This is a genomic window from Paenibacillus luteus (assembly GCF_006542765.1).
Classification (GTDB): domain Bacteria; phylum Bacillota; class Bacilli; order Paenibacillales; family Paenibacillaceae; genus Pristimantibacillus; species Pristimantibacillus luteus.
Window position 1 is genome coordinate 153,337 of record NZ_SKCD01000009.1, and the last position, 16,400, is coordinate 169,736.

Annotated in this window: 14 protein-coding genes and 1 rRNA gene; 9 read left to right on the forward strand and 6 right to left on the reverse strand. The window is 45.5% G+C overall.

Features of this window, described 5'->3' with window-relative positions; translation table 11 throughout:
- Positions 1–118: 118 nt before the first annotated feature.
- From mnmE to rpmH, 5 genes are all read right to left on the reverse strand, one after another.
- The gene (gene mnmE, locus E0496_RS07100; protein ID WP_141500923.1) at positions 119–1,498 is read right to left on the reverse strand and encodes a tRNA uridine-5-carboxymethylaminomethyl(34) synthesis GTPase MnmE; all 1,380 of its coding nucleotides are present in this window, start codon (positions 1,496–1,498) and stop codon (positions 119–121) included.
- A gap of 93 nt (positions 1,499–1,591) precedes the next feature.
- Positions 1,592–2,215 carry an RNA-binding cell elongation regulator Jag/EloR gene (jag, locus tag E0496_RS07105; protein ID WP_141500924.1) on the reverse strand — a complete coding sequence of 208 codons (624 nt, stop codon included), beginning with the start codon at positions 2,213–2,215 and terminating at the stop codon, positions 1,592–1,594.
- Positions 2,212–2,994, reverse strand: a complete 783-nt coding sequence (locus E0496_RS07110) for a YidC/Oxa1 family membrane protein insertase (protein ID WP_141500925.1) — start codon at positions 2,992–2,994, stop codon at positions 2,212–2,214. The genes jag and E0496_RS07110 overlap by 4 nt, the downstream gene beginning before the upstream one ends.
- A gap of 235 nt (positions 2,995–3,229) precedes the next feature.
- Positions 3,230–3,607, reverse strand: coding sequence for a ribonuclease P protein component (gene rnpA, locus E0496_RS07115; protein ID WP_141500926.1), 378 nt, complete (start codon positions 3,605–3,607; stop codon positions 3,230–3,232).
- A 127-nt stretch (positions 3,608–3,734) separates the two neighbouring features.
- Positions 3,735–3,869 carry a 50S ribosomal protein L34 gene (gene rpmH / locus E0496_RS07120; protein ID WP_054025773.1) on the reverse strand — a complete coding sequence of 45 codons (135 nt, stop codon included), beginning with the start codon at positions 3,867–3,869 and terminating at the stop codon, positions 3,735–3,737.
- 642 nt (positions 3,870–4,511) lie between these two features.
- On the opposite strand from rpmH, the gene dnaA reads away from it, so the two are divergent.
- The 6 genes from dnaA (at position 4,512) to gyrB (ending at position 10,940) form a co-directional block, all read left to right on the forward strand.
- Entirely contained in the window at positions 4,512–5,867 is a 1,356-nt protein-coding gene (gene dnaA / locus E0496_RS07125) for a chromosomal replication initiator protein DnaA (RefSeq protein ID WP_141500927.1), read from the forward strand.
- 307 nt (positions 5,868–6,174) lie between these two features.
- Positions 6,175–7,317 (forward strand): DNA polymerase III subunit beta, encoded by a 1,143-nt coding sequence (gene dnaN / locus E0496_RS07130; protein WP_141500928.1) that lies wholly within the window; start codon positions 6,175–6,177, stop codon positions 7,315–7,317.
- Positions 7,318–7,354: 37 nt separating this feature from the next.
- Positions 7,355–7,570, forward strand: a complete 216-nt coding sequence (gene yaaA / locus E0496_RS07135) for a S4 domain-containing protein YaaA (protein WP_139990839.1) — start codon at positions 7,355–7,357, stop codon at positions 7,568–7,570.
- A 27-nt stretch (positions 7,571–7,597) separates the two neighbouring features.
- A complete protein-coding gene (gene recF / locus E0496_RS07140) occupies positions 7,598–8,707 on the forward strand; it encodes a DNA replication/repair protein RecF (RefSeq protein WP_141500929.1) in 1,110 nt (369 codons plus the stop codon).
- A 24-nt stretch (positions 8,708–8,731) separates the two neighbouring features.
- Entirely contained in the window at positions 8,732–8,983 is a 252-nt protein-coding gene (remB, locus tag E0496_RS07145; RefSeq protein WP_012772007.1) for an extracellular matrix regulator RemB, read from the forward strand.
- Between the two features lie 46 nt (positions 8,984–9,029).
- Positions 9,030–10,940, forward strand: coding sequence for a DNA topoisomerase (ATP-hydrolyzing) subunit B (gyrB, locus tag E0496_RS07150; protein ID WP_141500930.1), 1,911 nt, complete (start codon positions 9,030–9,032; stop codon positions 10,938–10,940).
- A 30-nt stretch (positions 10,941–10,970) separates the two neighbouring features.
- Here the strand turns inward: gyrB and E0496_RS07155 are convergent, their stop codons facing one another.
- Positions 10,971–11,744, reverse strand: coding sequence for a YheC/YheD family protein (locus tag E0496_RS07155; RefSeq protein ID WP_141500931.1), 774 nt, complete (start codon positions 11,742–11,744; stop codon positions 10,971–10,973).
- A gap of 286 nt (positions 11,745–12,030) precedes the next feature.
- On the opposite strand from E0496_RS07155, the gene gyrA reads away from it, so the two are divergent.
- The 3 genes from gyrA to E0496_RS07170 form a co-directional block, all read left to right on the forward strand.
- Positions 12,031–14,517, forward strand: a complete 2,487-nt coding sequence (gene gyrA / locus E0496_RS07160) for a DNA gyrase subunit A (RefSeq protein WP_141500932.1) — start codon at positions 12,031–12,033, stop codon at positions 14,515–14,517.
- Positions 14,518–14,615: 98 nt separating this feature from the next.
- Positions 14,616–15,689 (forward strand): HD-GYP domain-containing protein, encoded by a 1,074-nt coding sequence (locus E0496_RS07165; protein ID WP_141500933.1) that lies wholly within the window; start codon positions 14,616–14,618, stop codon positions 15,687–15,689.
- Positions 15,690–16,180: 491 nt separating this feature from the next.
- Positions 16,181–16,400, forward strand: a 16S ribosomal RNA gene (locus E0496_RS07170); the annotation flags it as partial.

Here is a 16,400-nt window from a genome sequence, read left to right on the forward strand (position 1 = left end):
TCGGAATGATCTTCTCGCTTCGCTTAAACTTCAATTCTTTTGTTCAACTTATATAGTTATTTAAATTAACCTACCCCTGTTAGCATAAACGAAGTATGCTGCGAAAGCCTACTTCCATCTATTTCCCTAAACAGAATTGCGAGAAAATCTGATCAATCAACGAGTCTCCCGCTTCGTCACCGAGAATTTCTCCAAGGGACTCCCAGGCCGATCTTGCATCAATTTGAATAAGGTCGATTGGGATGCCGGCATCTGATGCCTCAATGGCATCCACTAACGATTGCTTTGCTCGTTTCAACAAGGCAATATGTCGAACATTGCTGATATAGGTCAAATCTCCCGATTCCAGCTGCCCCTCAAAAAACATCTCACTAATCGTCTGCTCCAATTGATCAAGACCTTTTTCTTCAAGGACCGACATTTTCACAATGGAATCGGCAGCAATCGACTGCTCCACCACCTCAATTTCTAATTGATGCGGCAAGTCAGCCTTATTTAGAATCACAATGACCGGCCGACCCTTCATTTGCTGTAAAAGCTCACGATCATCTTCCTGAAGCGGCTCATTATAATTCAAAACCAACAGAATCAGATCCGCTTCTTCAAGTGCGTTTCTTGAACGCTCTACGCCAATGCGTTCTACGACATCCGAGGTTTCCCGAATGCCTGCCGTATCTAGAAGTCGCAGTGGAATACCATTAATGGCGACAAATTGCTCAATAACATCTCGAGTCGTGCCTGGTATATCCGTGACGATCGCTTTATTCTCCTGCGTCAGTACATTCATAAGCGACGACTTGCCGACATTGGGGCGTCCAACAATGGCCGTTACAATGCCTTCACGCAATATTTTGCCTTCATTCGCTGTTTTTAACAAACGGTCAATTTCACCGATGGCCAAGTGACACTGATCGCGGATAAACGAGCTTGTCATCTCTTCCACATCATGCTCCGGATAATCGATGTTAACCTCAATATGGGCAAGCAGTTCGATAACTGTTTGCCTTAGCGCTTTAATTCGTTTCGAGAGTACACCCTCCGCTTGCTTGCGAGCAACCGAAAACGCTCGATCTGATTTGGAACGGATTAAGTCAATAACAGCCTCCGCCTGCATGAGATCAATTCGGCCGTTCAAGAATGCACGTTTCGTGAATTCCCCGGGCTCCGCGGTACGAAAGCCCTCCAGCTGCAGAACAACGTCTAGCACCTTCTTAACGGCAATCACGCCGCCATGTGCGTTGATTTCAACCACATCCTCCGCAGTGAAAGAACGTGGGCCCCGCATCAGTGTTACCAGTACCTCTTCGACCTCTTCACCTGTTGCTGGATCTATAATGTGCCCGTAATGCAGCGTATGCGTAGCTGCATCCTTCAGGTTTATTTTCGAACGAAAAACGGCAGCGATCCCGCCAATTGCCTCAGGTCCGCTTACTCGAATAATCGCGATACCGCCTTCTCCGACTGCCGTCGAAATGGCTGCGATCGTATCATGTACCATTGCTGTCAGCACCTCTCAAATGGAAAAACAGCAATGACCATATGAGCCATTGCTGCGGGTAGCGTATAGATTCTTATACATTTATAGGAAAGCTTATTGCCTTAACGCAATGACCACTCGCCGGTTCGGCTCATCGCCTTTGCTAAACGTCTTCACCTTAGGATGGTTCTGCAACTGCGAATGAATCACTTTGCGCTCATGGGGTGACATCGGCTCCAGGACAACCTCTTTCCTGGTGCGAATCACCCTCCCTGCCAAACGATCGGATAAATCCGCTAACGTCTTGCGGCGGCGCTCACGAAAATCTTCTGCATCAAGAACGATACGCAGATGACTGTCTGAGTAACGGTTAGCCACAATGTTTACTAAGTACTGTAATGCATCCAACGTTTGTCCGCGACGTCCAATCAGCATACCAAGGTCTCCGCCGCCTGATACAGACAGGTGCATGCCTTCTCTTGTTTGCTTCCGATCAATGTTCACTTGCAGCCCCATCGTTCCCGCCACCTCACGGAGAAATTGCTCCGCTTCCAGCATGGGATCAGGGATTAGCTCAAGCTCAACTTTCGCTTCCTTTGCGCCGAACAGTCCGAAAAAACCTTTCGTGGGCTGCTCAAGCACAACTTGTTTAACGCGGTCTTCAGTTACTTGCAATTGTGATAGTCCGTTACGTACAGCATCTTCTACCGTTTTCCCCGATGCAATGATTTTCTTCATTTCGCAGGGGCCTCCTTACCCTTGTCAGATGAACGAACGTATAGGAAGTAGTTTTGAACAATCGTGTAAATATTACTGTACACCCAGTATAAAGGAAGAGCTGCTGGGAACGAGAGTGCCATTACAAAAATAAGCACAGGGAAAATCGCCAGCATCATGCCCATACCTGGCATCGTTTGCGTTTGCTGCTTTTGCATCATTTTAGATTGAACAAAAGTCGTAGCCGCAGCGAGAATCGGAAGAATGTAATACGGATCCTTCTCGCCAAGTTGAAGCCATAGGAACGTATGCTCACGAATATCAGGGTTTTTGTAAATGGAATTGTAAAGAGCGATAAAGATCGGCATCTGAACAATAAGCGGCAAGCAGCCTGCCATTGGGTTGACCTTATGCGTTTGGAACAGCTTCATCGTTTCTTCTTGCTGCTTTTGCGGGTTATCCTTGTGTTTCTTCTTAATGTCAGCCATTTGAGGCTGAAGGGCTTGCATCGCTTTCGAGCTGCGGTATTGCTTCAGAGTCAGCGGCAGAATCAACGTTCTTACAATGATCGTCAGTAGCAATATAGCAAGTCCGTAGGAGTCGTTAAACCAACCTGCGAACGTATCAAGCGTAATTGCAAAATAGTAGACTACATTTTTCTCCCAGAAGTTACCCTTTAATAAATCAGCGGTCTCCGTCGTCTGGGTTGTTGGAGCGCCGCATCCTGCTAGAACACCCATTAGCAGAACAAGGCCGAGCACTAAAATCCATTTTTTGTTTTTAGTCCAAAACAACAACATTAAAACTCCTCTCTGAAAGCCATTACATCAAGCGTTAACGGCTATCGCCGAACCCTTGCGCGCAGCATTTGTTTCATGGTCAAATACAGGCATTGTATAACTTATACAATCTTATATTTTCATTCTAGACTATACCATAATTTATGGGACAAAGAAACATTTTGCCTGCCTATGCATCCGCTTTCTTGCCACAGGCGGAATAGCTTATTTTGGGTACGCCAAGCAAGCCTCCAGATTATCGTCCATCTGCCTGCTTATCCTTAGAATGATTGGTGCTTTTAAGCAAACCGGCTTTCTTCAGAACGTGAAGAACGCTCTTCTCCATCTCCTTCATCTTCATCAGCGTCGCTGGCTTTCTTACTATTAGAATGAAGTCGGTTTTGGGAACGATCCGTTTCTCCTGGTGACGCACAATTTCCTTAATCATTCTTCTCATGCGATTTCGAACGACCGCATTACCTATTTTTTTACTTGCGGACACGCCTAAACGAAAAGGCTCCGCCGCCGGCTGCTTCGACCAATAGACGACAAATTGGCCATTCGCGAATGATTTGCCGCCTCGATAAATTCGGCTAAAGTCTTCACGGTTGCGAAGACGCAGTTTTCTATGCACGACTCATGGCCCACCGTTCTCTTGTTGATCTTCTAAGTATCGCCAGATAGAGAGCAGCATAAGCAGCCTGCTCTCACTCCTTTACCTCGCAAGCAAAAAAAAAAGACCACCGGACGTGGTCTTCTGCTTATGCGCTTAGTACTTTTCTTCCTCTTTGACGACGCGCTGCCAAAACTTTACGTCCGTTCTTCGTGCTCATCCGTTTGCGGAATCCATGCACTTTCGCGCGTTTGCTTACATTAGGTCTAAATGTAGGTCTCATCGTTCTGCACCTCCTATACTGCGTGTTTCCAATCATGCGCAACGGCTCTCGCCGCCTTTGAATGACGGAGCAGCATCGTTTCGCGGTGAAATATAAGCAGCTTCATAAGCATACAGCTTACATAGCCTTATATTTAAAAAAACGCTTTTTTTATTAAACCACGTTGAGCATCAAAAGTCAATGACCCCCTCCCGCTCGATCCTGTTGATAAAAAAATCAGACCCCCTACTGTGGATAAATGCATGAAATGACCTCTTTTATCGAAAACTAATAACATGTGCACAATTTTCTGGCATGCCGAACGAACTTTGTCGAAATGGTCACAAGATATAAACAATATGTAGTGGTGTAGATAACTTTTATGCACAAGCAGTTGAGAATGTGGATAAAATATGCGAATTCGTTGAAATATAAGGCATCTTTTGCTATGATAATTATGTTTTCATTGTGGATTAGATCAATCTTGCCTCAGATTTATCAACAGCCTGTGGATAACATTGTGAACAAACTCATCCCCTATCTTATAACTCATCTGCTTAAGATTCTTTATAATGTGGATGCTTTCGTTATAATACCCTGATTTTCGACATTTTTTCTTGCAACTGCGCCCTTCGTGGCGATTTGGATAAGGAGTGACAGTCTGTGGACAGCCATACCTATGATTTATGGCAGCAAGTGTTGTCGATCATCCAGACAAAATTAAGCAAGCCGAGCTTTGACACCTGGTTCAAAGCGACGAAGGCTTCTTTTGTCGATGATTCCATGCTTGAAGTAACAGCGCCGACAACATTTGCAGCCGAATGGCTGGAGGGCCGTTATACAAAGCTGATTAGAACAACACTATTCGAGTTTCTGGGCAGACAGGTCGATGTTCGTTTCTCTATTGAGGAGCCTAAGGGTTCAGAACCCGCCTATATGTTCCCGCCAAAAGCGGCGCATTCTCCGATCATGAATGAAGAAGCGACACCTACTCATATGCTTAACCCGAAGTACACATTTGATACATTCGTTATTGGCGCGAATAACCGTTTTGCGCATGCAGCCTCGCTGGCTGTAGCCGAAGCGCCGGCCAAAGCCTATAATCCGCTCTTTTTATATGGGGGAGTTGGGCTTGGGAAGACCCATTTAATGCATGCAATCGGGCATTACATCATGGATCACAACCCGAATACGAAGGTGCTTTATATTTCGTCGGAGAAGTTTACGAATGAATTCATCAATGCCATTCGGGACAACCGGGGAGAAAGCTTCCGCACCAAATACCGCAATATTGACGTGCTGCTCATTGATGATATTCAATTTTTGGCTGGTAAAGAGCAGACGCAAGAGGAGTTTTTCCACACTTTCAATGCGCTGCACGAGGAGCGAAAACAAATCGTCATCTCAAGTGACCGGCCGCCAAAAGAAATTCCAACACTCGAAGAACGGCTTCGCTCGCGCTTTGAATGGGGGCTGATTACGGATATCCAGCCGCCAGACCTGGAGACGCGTATTGCCATTCTGCGCAAGAAAGCTAGAGCGGAGAACCTGGACATTCCTAACGAAGCGATGATCTACATTGCCAATCAAATCGATACGAACATTCGGGAATTAGAAGGCGCTCTTATACGGGTAGTAGCCTATTCCTCCCTCATAAACGCAGACATTACATCGCACTTGGCAGCCGAAGCGCTGAAGGATATTATCCCATCAAGCCGGCCTCGCATGATTACGATGCATGATATTCAAACGAAGGTCGGGGAGTTCTATGGACTCAGGCTTGAGGAGTTCAAAGCGCGCAAGCGGACGAAAGCAGTTGCCTATCCTAGGCAAATTGCAATGTATCTCTCGCGCGAGCTAACGGACTTCTCGCTTCCCAAGATTGGCGAAGCATTCGGAGGACGCGACCACACAACGGTTATCCATGCACACGAGAAAATTACGCAGCAGCTCAAGATTGATCAGGACCTCTACAAAATCATTCAAAACCTGACCGAAAAAATCAAAAATCATATGTGAACAACCAAGCAAGCCTATGCACACGCTATGCACATGTGGATAGGCTTGCTTTATCGGGCTTTCTTGGGGTTATCCACATATTCAGGGCCCCTACTACTACGACTATTAAAAATCTTTAAAAAACATCATCAAAAACGCGTAAACGGCAACTCCCTTTCTTTCGCAGGAAATGTTCGTTTCGCACACGTTCTGCCGTCTATATAAGCATCCCTTATATTTAAACGCTGAAAGTGATTGCCTAAACCAAAAAAAGATTCGTGTGAGCTCATACGTTGGATGAATTTATAAGAATGCTAGGAGTGAAACCATGAAATTAACGATTTCTAAAAACGAATTAAACGACGCTATTCAACAAGTTGCGAAAGCTGCATCTTCAAGACCTGCAATTCCGATACTTGGCGGAATTAAAATCGAGGTTACGCATATGGGCGTAACCCTTACTGCCAGTGATACCGACATTTCTATTCAAAGCTTTATCCCTGTGGAAAGAGATCAATTCGTCATTGCACATGTGGATAAACCCGGAAGCGTCGTCTTACCGGCAAAATTTTTCGTGGAAATCGTCAAAAAGCTCCCTTCCGAACAAGTTATCATTGACGTGAGCAACACCTATCAAACCATCATTCGTTCCGGATCAACAGAAATTCAAATGGTCGGACTTGACCCAGAAGAATTTCCGGTTCTACCGTCCATTGAGCAAAACGAAGTGCTTCAAATGCCTGGAGATCTATTAAAAGCGATGATTCGCCAGACCGTTCTAGCTGCTTCCGCAAGCGAACAAACGCCTATTTTGACAGGGGTGCTGTGGAATCTGCTTGAAGGCGAGCTTAAATTTATAGCGACGGATCGTCATCGTTTGGCCAGCAGAACGGCTCAAGTTGACACCGAAGCGCAATTTAAATTCAGTAATGTCGTTATTTCGGCAAAAACATTGATCGAGCTCTCCAAGCTGGTTCCTGAGCAAAATGCGCTCGTAGATATCGTAGTAGCAGACAACCAGGTTTTATTTAAGCTTGGGAACGTGTTGTTTTATACGAGAATTTTGGATGGCACCTATCCCGATACTTCTAAGATTATTCCGCAAACCTTCAAAACAGAACTTGTACTGGATACAAAAAATGTAATGGACGCCATTGACCGTGCTTATCTGATGTCTCGTGAGGAAAAAACCAATATCGTTCGCTTGATCACATTGGAAGACGGAATGATCGAAATTTCGTCAAGCTCTACAGAGCTTGGCCGAGTAACCGAGCAGCTAGAAGCGAAGGAATTCAACGGTGAGCCGCTTAGAATTGCCTTCAACTCTAAATATATGCTTGATGTTCTTAAAGTTATCGATAGCGAACAGCTGTTTATTGGCTTTACAGGCGCGATGAGCCCGATCATCATTCGTCCAATGGACCATGCTTACAGCATGTACGTGATTTTGCCTTATCGGACAACAGGCTAATAAAGAACAAAAGCAAAGAAAGGAATGACTTTTTTCGATGAAGGAAATTGCCATTAAGACAGAGTACATTACGCTAGGTCAGTTTTTAAAGCTGTCCGATTGCATTTCAACCGGCGGACATGCTAAGTTTTTCTTGCAGGAGAATACCGTTATAATTAACGGAGAAGCGGATAACCGCAGAGGCAGAAAGCTGTATGCTGGGGATAAAGTAGAGGTTGAAGGTTGCGGCGACTTTACGGTAGGTAAAGAGTAACGCACCCATGGACCGGGAGGTCAAAACGTGTTTTTAAAGAGCATTCAGCTGCAAAATTATCGGAACTATAACGAGCTCGATTTGCAAACGTCTAATAAAGTAAATGTATTTCTCGGGCCTAATGCCCAGGGAAAAACGAATTTGCTGGAAGCGATATTCGTGCTGGCTCTTACGAAATCCCACCGCACTTCTAAGGACAAAGAGCTTATTGGCTGGCAAGGGGATACCGCTCGAATAACGGGCGAAGCTGATAAAAAATACGGTTCTGTCAAGCTGGATCTTCTTTTTTCCGGACAAGGAAAGAAGGCTAAGATCAATGGGCTGGAGCAGCGAAAGCTAAGCGATTTTATCGGCTCGGTCAACGTTGTGATGTTTGCGCCAGAGGATCTGGAAATTGTAAAAGGAACGCCGGGAGTGCGAAGACGGTTTCTCGATATGGAAATCGGACAAGTGCAGCCCGGCTATTTGCATACACTCCAGCAATACGGAAAGGTGCTGCAGCAGCGCAACAATTTTCTGAAAGCCGCCTATCCAGGAGGGGCAAATCAGACGATGCTGGACGTGTGGAATATGCAGCTCGCAGAGCATGGTGTTAAAATCATGAAAAAAAGGAAACACTTTATACATAAATTACAAACGTTTGCAGAGCAAATCCATGCGGGCATAACTAACGGTGCAGAGCAGCTCATCATTGAGTACCGTCCTTCGTTTGACACGGATGCCCAGCAAGATGAAACTGTTTTATTTGAGCAATTTATGATAAAGTTAACACAGGTGAAAGATCAGGAGATTCGCAGAGGAGTTACGCTAGTGGGACCGCACCGCGACGATTTGGCGTTTTTCATAAACGGCAAAGAAGCGCAAGTCTTTGGCTCCCAAGGGCAGCAGCGAACAACGGCCCTATCTTTAAAATTGGCTGAAATAGAGCTCATTAACGAGGAAATCGGAGAATATCCGCTTTTGCTGCTTGATGATGTGCTGTCGGAGCTTGATCACAATCGTCAAACACAGCTGATTGAGACGTTTCAAAGCAAAGTACAAACCTTTATTACAACGACCGGCCTTGAAAGCGTGGATGTGAGCAGGCTTCAGGATGCCGGCATCTACCATGTGAAAAACGGCCAAGTGACGCGTTAGGTGCGAATAGGAGAGGAAGAGGACATGTACATCCATTTGGGCGGCGAGAAAATAATTCGGGCTGCGGAGCTCGTGGCCATCTTTGATATTTCTATCGAGCAATCCTCCAAACTCTCCAAGCAATTTGTTGCGGGGGCACGAAAACGCAAGGACGTTGAAACGATAGGCGAGGAAGAGCCGAAATCGATCGTTGTAACGAAGCAGAAAATATATTATTCGCCTATTTCATCCTCTACGCTTAAGAAAAGAGCACATCATTTTGCAGCGAACGGCTAGAGCGAGGGCGATCAGGAACAGCAGTTGAGAGGAGCAGTGAAGTTGCATGTCTTTGGAGCAGCATACGTATGACGAGAGTCAGATACAGGTCTTGGAAGGATTAGAGGCGGTACGCAAACGTCCGGGGATGTATATTGGCTCCACCAGTGGCAAAGGTCTTCACCATCTCGTATGGGAGGTTGTCGATAACAGTATTGACGAGGCTTTGGCTGGCTTTTGCTCGAGAATCGAAGTAATCGTTCACGAGAATAACAGCATAACCGTTATCGATAATGGACGCGGTATTCCTGTGGGGGAGAATGCGAAACTGAAGAAATCGACCCTTGAGGTCGTAATGACGGTTTTGCATGCCGGAGGTAAATTCGGCGGTGAGGGCTATAAAGTATCCGGCGGTTTGCATGGCGTCGGTATATCTGTCGTAAACGCGCTATCCGAGCTCGTCATTGTTCAAGTTAAACGTGAAGGACATATCTATCAACAAGAATACCGTAAAGGCGCTCCGCAATATGATATTAAAATTATCGGAGATACGACGGAAACGGGCACAAAGACTACGTTTACGCCCGATAGCGAGATTTTTACTGAAACGACGGTATTTGATTATGAGATACTGCAATCGCGTATTCGCGAGCTTGCATTTTTGAATAAAGGAATTGAGCTTGTCCTTACCGATGAGCGGACCAATGTATCGAACACATTTATGTACGAGGGCGGGATTATTGAGTTTGTTAAGTACTTGAACCGCACTCGTGAGCCGCTGCATGAGCAACCGATTTATGTGGAAGGCTCGAAGGATCACATTCATGTAGAGGTTGCATTGCAATACAATGACAGCTACACGGAGAACATTCATTCGTTCGCGAATAATATTAATACCCATGAGGGCGGAACGCATGAATCTGGTTTCAAAAGCGCTCTGACCCGGATTATTAACGATTATTCCCGTAAAACAAACCTAATTAAGGACAACGATTCCAATTTCTCAGGCGATGACGTGCGTGAAGGTCTAACCGCGATTATTTCTGTCAAAATTCCTGAGCCGCAATTCGAGGGGCAAACGAAAACGAAGCTTGGCAATAGTGAGGTTCGCGGTATAGTTGAGTCTTTCTTTGCCGAGAAGCTTCAGGAATTTTTGGAAGAGAATCCTTCAGTTTCCCGCAAAATCGTAGAGAAGGGCTTGCAGGCTGCCCGTGCTCGCGAAGCTGCGCGCAAAGCGCGTGAGTTGACCCGTCGCAAGAGCGCGCTAGAGGTTGGTTCACTGCCAGGTAAGCTTGCGGATTGTTCATCCAAAGATGCATCAATCAGCGAGCTGTACATCGTAGAAGGTGACTCTGCAGGCGGTTCCGCTAAGCAAGGTCGTGATCGTCATTTCCAAGCGATCCTGCCGCTGCGCGGTAAAATCCTAAACGTAGAGAAGGCGCGTCTTGACCGTATTCTTGGCAATGCTGAGATCCGGGCCATCATTACGGCGCTTGGTACGGGAATAAGCGACGACTTTGATCTGGCAAAGGCACGTTATCACAAAATTATTATCATGACCGATGCCGACGTCGATGGCGCGCATATCCGCACGTTGATGCTGACGTTCTTCTATCGCTACATGCGCCAAATTATAGATGCCGGTTATATTTATATCGCACAGCCGCCATTGTTCAAGGTGGAGCGCAACAAGGTCATTCGCTACGCACAAACCGAGAAAGAACGGGACCGGATTATTGCCGAGTTTGGAGAAGGCGTGAAAGTCAATGTTCAGCGTTATAAAGGACTTGGCGAGATGAACGCAACCCAGCTTTGGGAAACAACGATGGACCCAGAAAGTCGTACTATGCTTCAGGTAACGATCGAGGATGCGATTGAAGCTGATGTCGTATTCGATACGCTAATGGGCGATAATGTCGAGCCGCGTCGTGATTTTATTCAAAAATACGCTAGATACGTGACCAACCTGGATGTTTAAGAACCTTGCACTGCAAGAAGCAGTCGCCCGTTACGGACGACTGCTTCTTTTTTTGAAACGGCCATAAGCAGCTGCATAGCGGTATATGCGCTGAAAAATGCTCTGATCCGGCAGCTTGCGGAAAATATAAGGATCGGGAAACGTATTTACTTCCAAGATCCACGGGTGAAGCGTTGCATCAATCGCGATATCTACGCCAATCTCTTTAATATTGGGATAAGCAGTCTGCAGGTTATTAGCGATACTAATGCTGAGCTTCCTTAACCGATTTTTGAAGGCGGCAAGTTCAGCGTGATTGGTATGATCGCTCATCAACTTCTCGAGTGCCATCGGCGTGCCGCCGCTGTGGTAATTCGTTACGATTTTTGCAGGGTGGGCAAGGCGGCCGATAATTCCAGTAGCTTCCCAATGGTTGCTCAGGTTTTTTTGGACCATGACACGAATATCGAATCGGCGTTTCTGGTGTCTGAGCAAGTGAATTCCTTTTTGAACAATGTAGCTTCGCTTCTTTTTTTGCTTGACGATTTTTTGGTACAGCTGCTCGAATGTGGGAAAGAACATAATCTTCGTATCGAGCTGGTAGCGATAGCCGAGGGATGGTGTTGTCGTTCTCTCCACACGGATGACACCATTGCCAAAGGTACCGTTGATGGGCTTCACGTAAACCATGCCGTATTGGTTCAGCATGCCTTGAAGGCTGCCACGGCCAAACAGCTTGGTTGACGGCATGTATTGGCGCAAATAATCGGATTTGAGCATAATTTTTGTTTTTGCCCATTTGCTTTTAATACGTTGAATGCTCAACTATTTTTCTCCTCTCGCTACGCTCTTTTCCTAGCAGGGATTTGAAATGATGCAGGAGACAGACTTGGAATTGAGTGGTATAATGAAAGTTGGGTCTGTTTATTTTATGGCGATTTTTTGGATGTGGAAAGCGTTGATTCACCTATTTTTAACGACAAATGACGTGAGATTTACGAGAAATCCAAAAGCATGAGCGAAAAAGGTTTATATGCTCGCTTTTTGAGAAAGTAATATAAGAGTTATTGTGATTTAAGAGTAGCTATAGATGGCGTCAGGGAGGTAAATCATGGCGGAAGAAGAACGTATATCTATAAAAGATCGGGACATTGGTACGGAGATGCGCGACTCCTTTATGGATTATGCAATGAGTATCATCGTAAGTCGTGCTCTTCCCGATGTTAGGGATGGTCTAAAGCCAGTGCATCGCCGTATTTTGTATGCAATGTCTGAGCTAGGCATGTCACCAGACAAGCCTCATAAGAAATCAGCAAGGATTGTTGGAGAAGTAATCGGTAAGTACCACCCTCACGGTGACTCAGCAGTATATGAATCTATGGTACGTATGGCGCAGGATTTCTCTATGCGTTATATGCTTGTAGATGGGCATGGAAACTTCGGATCGATCGATGGCGACTTTGCGGCTGCCATGCGTTATACAGAAGCACGGCTTTCGAAGATTGCTATGGAGCTTTTGCGTGATATCAACAAGGATACGATTGATTTTGCACCCAACTACGACGGTGAAGAATCAGAGCCGGTTGTATTGCCAGCCCGATATCCAAACTTGCTGGTAAATGGAGTTACTGGTATTGCTGTAGGTATGGCTACCAATATTCCGCCTCATAACTTGAACGAGGTTATTGACGGCGTACAAGCGTTGATTGTTAATCCGGATATTACACCGATTGAGCTTATGGATTATATAAAAGGCCCGGATTTCCCGACAGCTGCATTCGTCATGGGCCGCCAGGGCATCCGGCAAGCATATCTAACGGGTCGTGGTTCCGTAACGATGCGTGCGCGTGCAACAATTGAGGAGAATAACGGTAAAGCTCGCATTATTGTACATGAGCTCCCTTATCAAGTCATTAAAGCTCGCTTAGTTGAGAAGATTGCCGAGCTCGTTCGCGAGAAGAAAATCGAAGGTATTACCGACCTGCGCGACGAATCAGATCGCAATGGTATGCGTGTGGTGATTGAGCTGCGCCGGGATGTGAATCCAAGCATCATCCTAAACAATTTGTACAAACATACGCAATTGCAATCCAATTTCGGAATTAATATGCTTGCCCTTGTAAATGGCGAGCCGAAGACGCTTAACATTCGCGATATGCTGTATCACTATTTGCAGCATCAAATCGAGGTTATTCGTCGCCGCACCGAGTTCGAATTGAAAAAGGCCGAAGCTCGTGCGCACATTCTTGAAGGCTTGCGTATCGCGCTTGATCATCTGGACGAAGTCATTGCCTTAATTCGTGCTTCTCAGACGGCAGATCAAGCACGTGAAGGATTGATTACAAGATTCTCACTTTCCCATGAGCAGGCGCAGGCTATTTTGGATATGCGTCTACAGCGTCTAACTGGGTTGGAAAGAGACAAAATCGAAGCAGAGTACGCAGAACTTATGCGTAAAATTGCTGAATATAAAGCAATTCTGGCAGATGAGCAGCTTGTGCTTGATATTATTAGCACGGAGCTTGCTGAGCTGAAGGAGCGTTTCGGTGACGAGCGCCGCACAGAGCTTATGGCCAGTGATGAGGAAATTTTGGACGAGGATCTCATTCCGCGTGAGGATGTTATCATCTCCATTACCCACTCGGGTTACATCAAGCGTTTGCCTGTCGGTACTTACCGCAGCCAGAAGCGCGGCGGTAAGGGCGTTGTCGGCATGGGCACGAAGGATGATGATTTCGTTGAGCATCTCTTCGTATCCAATACGCATCACTACCTATTGTTCTTTACGAACAAAGGAAAGGTATACAAGCTCAAAGCTTATGAGATTCCTGATCTCAACCGTACTGCACGCGGAACACCGATTATCAACCTGATTCAAATTGAACAGGGTGAGACGATTAATGCAGTTATCCCGGTTCAGGAATTTGATGCAGAGCATTTCCTATTCTTTGCTACAAGGCAAGGGGTTGTGAAGAAGACGCCGCTCGATGACTATGTTAACATCCGGAAGGTCGGATTGATCGCGATCTCGCTTCGTGAGGACGATGATCTCATTGGCGTGAAGCTTACTGACGGGAATCAGGAAATCATTATGGGTACCGCTCAAGGGATGTCGATTCGTTACTCCGAGCAGGATGTCCGCTCCATGGGACGTTCGGCCACCGGCGTGAAAGGCATTCAGCTTGATGACAATGATTCCGTTATTGATATGGACGTCATTGTACCTGAGAAGGATATTCTAATCGTAACCTCCAAAGGCTACGGCAAACGGACTCCTGTAGCAGATTATCGTATCCAGAATCGTGGCGGTAAAGGTATCAAGACGCTTAACGTAACGGATAAGAACGGTCCGATCGTATCACTTAAGGTCGTAGAGAATGATGAAGACCTTATGATTATGACGGCATCGGGCACGATGATTCGCACCAGTATGGAAGGCATATCTACGATGGGCCGGAATACGCAAGGTGTAAGACTCATTAATACGCGTGAGGATGATACAGTAGCTACAGTTACCCGTGTTGCCCGTAGTGAAGAAAATGATGTGCTCGATGAGAACGAAGAGGTAGAAGGCGGAGAAGCCCCAAGCGAAGAATAATAGCCAATACAGCTGATGTCGTCGAAAGACGCATCAGCTTTTGCTTCGTAATGAATCAATAATAGATTTCATACTCAGGCTCAGGGGAGAGGACTTTCTTGGCAACGGTAACGTTATTACAGCTTAAACTAGGCGACAAAATCAATGAAGATGTCCTCACTCCGCTCGGCAGTGTCTTATTCCATAAGGGGAGAATTGTAACCCCAAAAGAAGTAGAGATATTGCAGGCATTCCTCGTTACAGTTGTTGACATTGAGACAAATCAGGCTATAAGCAAAACGCGTGAGGATGCCGAGGCGGATGCCGTTCAGGAAGTATCCACTCCGACTGTGACCTCCCCTCTTCATGAGGAGTATGACCATATGGTTAAGGTGCTGCGTCAGGTGTTCAACTCTTTTGTAGCTGGTCAGGCTATGCCTGTGATGGATATTCGAAAACAACTGGAAAAAATGCTGGAGCATATCAAAAGCTACAACTTGTTAACCTTTGCTCCGCGTCAATTCATGGAGAAGGATTACTTGCTTCATAACAGCATCACTTGTGCTTTGACTTCTTATCAAATTGCACAATGGACAGGTTTCCCGCAAAAGGATTGGATGCAGCTTGCTTTTGCTGGTTTGCTGCATGATATAGGCAACGTGAAAATTGATAAAGCGATTTTGACGAAGCCTAATCCCTTATCAATAGAAGAGAAAGAAGAAATGATGCGTCATACGGTGCTGGGGTATCAATTGCTCAAGAATGTCCCGGCGTTGAATGAAGGGGTCAAAATGTCAGCTCTTCAGCATCATGAGAAGATTGATGGGACCGGTTATCCGCTCGGGATTGACGCAACAAAGATTCACCCCTATGCCAAGATTGTAGCGATTGCGGATATTTTTCATGCGATGACTTTGAATAAAGCATATCGAAAAGCCGCATCTCCTTATCTTGTTCTGGAACAAATACAGAGCGATGCATTCGGCAAGCTTGACCCCGGGTATGTACGTACTTTTGTAGAGAAGGCTACCCAATTCCATAATGGAACGATTGTGAAGCTAAGTGATGAACGAATCGGAGAAATTGTGTTTTCGGATCATAATCATCCGACCAGACCATGGGTTTCAATTGATGGAACAATCGTCAATTTGATCGTTGACCGGCATCTTCATATTAGAGAAGTGCTCAGATAAATGTAAAAAGACAGTAAGCAGTAATGAATTGCGGTGCAAAAAGCTTTCAAAGCATTTGGCGCCGCAGTATTGCGCTTACTGTTTTTTTATTAAATTGAAGTTAATGCTGAAAAACGAAGTTTAATGAATGGCCGGCATTAATCTTATATAGATAGAACAGAAGTTCATAATCATTTAAACAACAAGAGCATATGAGAATGATGGGAATGTTGTATTAACTTTTGGAATTGTTCTATTATAGGTAATTGCATGCGAAACCCTTTAAAATAAGGGTGAAATAACCGTTATAAAAAATTTTTAGATAAAAATGAAAAAAGTACTTGCAATGCCATAGGCGCCTGTGATATATTATCTAGGTCGCCAATGAGACACACGGCCGACACGAAAGAAAAGATTGCTCTTTGAAAACTGAACAACGAGTAATAACTGCCTCGCAAATCCTTCGGGATAAGCGAAAAAGCGATAAAAAAGTAATGAGCATTTCAAACACCAATTTGGAGAGTTTGATCCTGGCTCAGGACGAACGCTGGCGGCGTGCCTAATACATGCAAGTCGAGCGGAGTTGATGAGGTGCTTGCACCTCAGATACTTAGCGGCGGACGGGTGAGTAACACGTGGGTAACCTGCCTATAAGACTGGGATAACATTCGGAAACGAATGCTAATACCGGATACGCGATATGGTCGCATGACTGAATCGGGAAAGATGGAG